General features: G+C 60.7%; 1 pseudogene. It reads left to right on the forward strand.

The features are described from left to right. Positions 1–689, forward strand: a pseudogene (locus GCE9029_RS25280) (hypothetical protein); the annotation flags it as partial.

Genomic DNA, 689 nt, shown 5'->3' on the forward strand with positions numbered 1-689 from the left:
GTGTTGATGCGGGCGGGGGGGGGGGGGGCAAGCAGAAGACTGCAGACGAGAGGCGGACAGGGGACGGGAGGGCAGACGGGGGCGCGGCCGAGCGCGGAGCACAACCGCGCAACGGCCCGGCGAGACGCGGCGTTAGGGGGCCGGCGCGCAACAACCAAAGGCGGGCCCCCAAGATCAAAGGGCGACGGAGAGGATCGCAGAAAACGACGGCGGCAAGAGCGGAAGGAAAGAGAAAAAAAGGGGGAGAAAGGGGAAAGAGAAAGAGGGGGGAGGGAGGGAGGGGAAGAAAAGGGGGAGGAGGAGGGGAAGGGAGGAGGGGAGAGAGGAGAAAGAGAGGGAGGGAGAAAAGAAAAAGAAGGAAGGAGGGAAGAAAAAAGGAAGGGGGGGAGGAGGGGGGAGAGAGGGGAGGGGAGGAAGAAGGAGGAAAAGGGGGAGGAGGGAAGGGAGGGAAAGGGGGGGGGAAGGAAGAGGAGGAGGAGGGGGGAGGAAAAAAAAAGGGAGAAGGGAGAAAGAGGAAAGAAAAAGAGAGGGAGGAAAGGGAGGAGGAGAGGGAGGAAAAGAAAGGAGAAAGAAGGAGGGACGAAGGGAAAGGGGAGGGCTGTAGCGGGACACGGAACGCTGCTGTCGTGCAAGGTGTTCGTGAGCTGTGTGACAAGCACAATGCTCTGCTGATTTTCGATGAAGTTCAG

It is taken from the genome of Grimontia celer (assembly GCF_900055185.1).
Taxonomy (GTDB): domain Bacteria; phylum Pseudomonadota; class Gammaproteobacteria; order Enterobacterales; family Vibrionaceae; genus Enterovibrio; species Enterovibrio celer.